Consider the following 4,286-nt stretch of genomic DNA (forward strand, 5'->3'; position numbering starts at 1 on the left):
CCCGGGGGCCCACGGGCGCGGCGCTCAGCTCGGGCAGGGCGGAGTTGCGAGTGGCCTGCTCCACCCGCCTGGCGAGGCCCGCGAGGGTGGGGGCCTCGAAGAGGGCGCGCAGGGGCAGCTCGACGCCCAGGGAGGAGCGGACGTGTGACACCACCTGGGTGGCCAGCAGGGAGTGGCCGCCGAGGGCGAAGAAGTCATCCTCCGCGCTGACCTTCTCCACGCGCAGCAGCCCGGCCCAGAGGGAGGCGAGGATTTCCTCGGAGGGAGTGCGCGGGGCGACGTATTCGGAAGCGGAGGCAGAGGACTCCGGGGCGGGCAGGGCCCTGCGGTCCACCTTGCCGTTGGACGTCAGCGGCATCGCCTCCAGCGCGACGAAGGCGGAGGGCACCATGTACCCGGGCAGGCGGGCGGCGAGTGCCTCGCGCAGCACGCCCTCGGCGGCTTCGGCTCCGCCCACGACGTAGGCCACCAGACGCTGGTTGCCGGGCACGTCCTCGCGTGCGAGCACCACGGCGCGGCGGACTCCCGCCACTTCTTCCAGCGCGGTTTCGATTTCGCCCAACTCAATCCGGAAGCCGCGCAGCTTCACCTGGAAGTCGATGCGGCCCAGGTAGTCCAGCTCACCGTTGGCCAGCCAGCGCACCTTGTCGCCGGTGCGGTAGAGGCGGCCGCCCGCAAACATGCCGAACGGGTCCGGGATGAACTTCTCTGCGGTGAGCTCGGGGCGGTGGAGGTAGCCGCGCGCCACGCCCGCTCCGCCGATGAAGAGCTCACCGGGGACGCCGGTGGGCACCGGCTGCATGCGCTCATCGAGCACGTACACCTGCACGTTGGCCAGCGGGCCGCCCAGGGTGGGCTGGCCCGTAGCGCCATGGACCGCACGCGCGGTGGTGTCCACCGTGCACTCGGTGGGGCCATAGACGTTGAAGCAGCGGATGAAGGGGTGGGCTGACAGCTTCGCCCACAGCGCCTCATCCACCGCCTCGCCGCCCACCAACACGCGCAGTGGACGGCTGGAGCCCAGGCCCTCTTCCAGCAGCAGGCGCAGGTGCGAGGGCGAGCAGTCCAGCGCGTCCACGCCGTACTTCTCCACCCAGGACTTCAGCAGCGCGACGTCTTCGCGTGCCGCCTGGGGCACCACACACAACGCGTGGCCCTCCGCCACCTGGATGAGTTGCTTCACCGAGGCGTCGAAGGACAGGGGCGCGTTGAGGCTGACGCGCAGCGCACCCTCCACGCCGGAATACACGGCGGAGGCGAGCGCGGCGCGCAGGTTCATCACCGACGCGTGCTGCACCATGACGCCCTTGGGCTTGCCGGTACTGCCCGAGGTGTAGATGACGTAGGCCAGGTGCTGAGGCGAGGTGACGTGAGGCGGGTTGGCCTCGGACTCGCGGGCGAGCTCGAGACTCATACCCGCGTCGTCCAGGAACACCGCTTCGACATCGGAGCCGTCGAGCCGCGAGGCGAGGTGGCGCTGGGTGAGGACGAGACGCGCCCCGCAGTCCTGGAGCATGAAGGCCAGGCGCTCCCGTGGGTAGGCCGCGTCCATGGGGACATAGGCGCCGCCGGCCTTGAGGATGGCGAGCACGGCCACCACCATGTCCGCGCCGCGCTCCATGCAGAGTGCGACGCGCACCTCGGGCCCGGTGCCGCGCTGGCGCAGCCACGAAGCCAGTTGGTTGGCGCGGCGGTTGAGCTGGGCGAAGGAGAGCTGCGAGGAGTCATCGAGGACGGCCAGGGCGTCGGGAGTCAGGGAGGCCTGGGACTCGAAGCGCTCGTGGAAGGCACCTTCCCAGGGCAGCTGCCGGTGCGTGTCGTTCCACCGCGCGAGCACCTGCTGGCGCTCGGAAGGGGAGAGCAGGGGCAGCTCACCCACGCGTGTGCCGGGCGAGGCGAGCGCGGCCTCCAGCAGGGTTTGCAGGTGCTCCACCAAGCGGGAGACGGTGGAGGCGTCGAACAAGTCCGTGCGGTAGCGGAGCGCGCCCGACAGGCTCCGGGGCGTCTGGGTCATCGAGAGGGTCAGATCGAACTTGGCGGCTTCGGCCTCGCTCTCCAGCGGGAGGAAGGACAGGCCGGACACGGATAGCGCCGAGGTCGGTGCGTTCTGCAGCACCAGCATGACCTGGAAGAGCGGCGAGTGGCTCAGGCTGCGCGCAGGCTGCAGTTCCTCGACGAGCTTCTCGAAGGGCAGGTGCTGGTGCTCGTAGGCACTCAGGGTGGTGGAGCGCACCTGGGCGAGCAACTCGCGGAAGGTGGCTCGAGGCACCACACGTGCACGAAGCACGAGGGTGTTGATGAAGAAGCCGATGAGGCCTTCGGTCTCCGCGCGAGTACGGCCGGCGATGGGGGAGCCGACAGTGACGTCGTCCTGGCCGGAGTAGCGCGCCAGCAACACCTGCCAGACGGCAAGCAACGCCATGAAGGGCGTGACGCCTTCGCGTTGGCAGAAGGCGGAGAGCGCCTCGGACAGGTGCACGGGCAGGTGGACGGGCAACGCGCCACCACGCGGGGACTGGACGGCGGGACGGGGCCTGTCGGTGGGCAGCTCCAACAGGGCGGGCACGCCGGAGAGCTGCTGCTTCCAGTAGTCGAGCTGCTCTTGGAGGACGTCGCCTTGCAGCCAGCCGCGCTGCCACGAGGCGAAGTCGGCGTACTGGATGGGAAGCGGGGCGAGCTGCGGCGTGCGGCCTGAAGCGAAGGCCTCGTAGGCGGAGACCAGCTCGCGCACCAGCACGCCCATGGACCAGCCGTCGGAGACGATGTGATGCATCGTCATCAACAGCACGTGGTGCTCGGACTCCAGGCGCAGCAGCGAGGCCCGCAGCAGCGGCCCGTTGGCGAGGTCGAAGGGACGAAGGGCCTCGGAGGCCGCCAGTCGGCGCACTTCGGCCAGGCGCGTGTCTTCGGGCAGGTGGCTCAGGTCAACGACATCCATCGGCAGCGCGGCGGGCGGGGCGATGACCTGGACGGGGCCCGAGGCGTCCTTGCGGAACGTCGTGCGCAGCGACTCGTGGCGATGCACCAGCGCTTCGAAGCTCTGACGCAGGGCCTCGAGGTCCAGCCGGCCCGACATGCGCAGTGCGAAGGGGATGTTGTAGGCGGAGCCACCGGGCGCGAGCTGGTCGAGGAGCCACAGTCGTTGCTGCGCGAAGGAGAGCGGGGGCGGAGTCGTGCGCGGCACCGCGACCAGGGGCGGCGCGGAGTCCCGCGGCGCCGCGACTTCGAGCCGGCGCGCAAGCGCCTCCAGCGTGGAGGCCTCGAAGACCGCGCGCAGGGGCAGTTCCACGCCGAAGCTGGCGCGGATGCGGGAGACGAGCTGGGTGGCCAGCAGGGAGTGTCCGCCCGCCTCGAAGAAGTTGTCGCGGACGCCCACTCGGGGCAGGCGCAGCACCTCGGCCCAGAGGGCGGCGAGCTGCTCCTCGGTGGGAGTGCGGGGGGCGACGTACTCGGCAGCGGAGGACGTGGCGTCCGGTGCGGGCAGGGCCTTGCGGTCCACCTTGCCGTTCGCCGTCAGCGGGAAGGACTCCAGCAGGACGAAGGCCGAGGGCACCATGTACTCGGGCAGGCGGGCCGCGAGGGCCTCGCGCAGCACGTCCCCGGAGACCTCCGGTTCGCCCACGACGTAGGCCACCAGTCGCTTGTCGCCGGGGCTGTCCTCACGCGCCAGCACGAGCGCTTCGCGCACGCCGGGCTGGAGCCGCAGCACGGCCTCCACCTCGCCGGGCTCGATGCGGAAACCACGCAGCTTCACCTGGAAGTCGGCGCGGCCCAGGAACTCGAGCGTGCCGTCCGCCTGCCAGCGCGCCACGTCGCCACTGCGGTACAGGCGCGCGCCCGGCGTGTCGCTGAAGCCGTCGGGGATGAAGCGCTCCGCCGTCAGCTCCGGCTGGCCCAGGTAGCCCCAGGCCAGACCGTCTCCGCCCACGTACAGCTCGCCGGGCACGCCCACCGGCGCCGGCCTGAGCGAGGCGTCCAGCACGTAGGCGGTGGACTGCGAGAGGGGCCGCCCAATCGGAACGGAGTGGCCCACCGCCGAGCGCGGGCGAAGGGTGTGGGTGGTGGAGAAGGTGGTGTTCTCCGTGGGGCCGTAGCCGTTGACGAGCACGGCGTCCGGCGGCAGGCGCGCGAGGTGCTCGCGCACGCGCTGGGCGGGCAGCACGTCGCCACCGGCCAGCAGCTGGGACACGCGGGCCAGCGCCTCACCCTGGTGCAGGGCCATCTGCTCGAAGAGCGCAGTGGTGAGCCAGAGGGTGGAAGGCGCATGCTGGCGCACCAGGGCGCCA

1 protein-coding gene is annotated in these 4,286 nt (G+C 71.3%); it reads right to left on the reverse strand.

The genetic code is table 11. The features are described from left to right. On the reverse strand, positions 1-4,286 hold a 4,286-nt coding region (locus tag G4D86_RS51435), incomplete at both ends, for a non-ribosomal peptide synthetase (RefSeq protein WP_164003054.1).

The organism is Pyxidicoccus caerfyrddinensis (genome assembly GCF_010894405.1).
GTDB lineage: Bacteria > Myxococcota > Myxococcia > Myxococcales > Myxococcaceae > Myxococcus > Myxococcus caerfyrddinensis.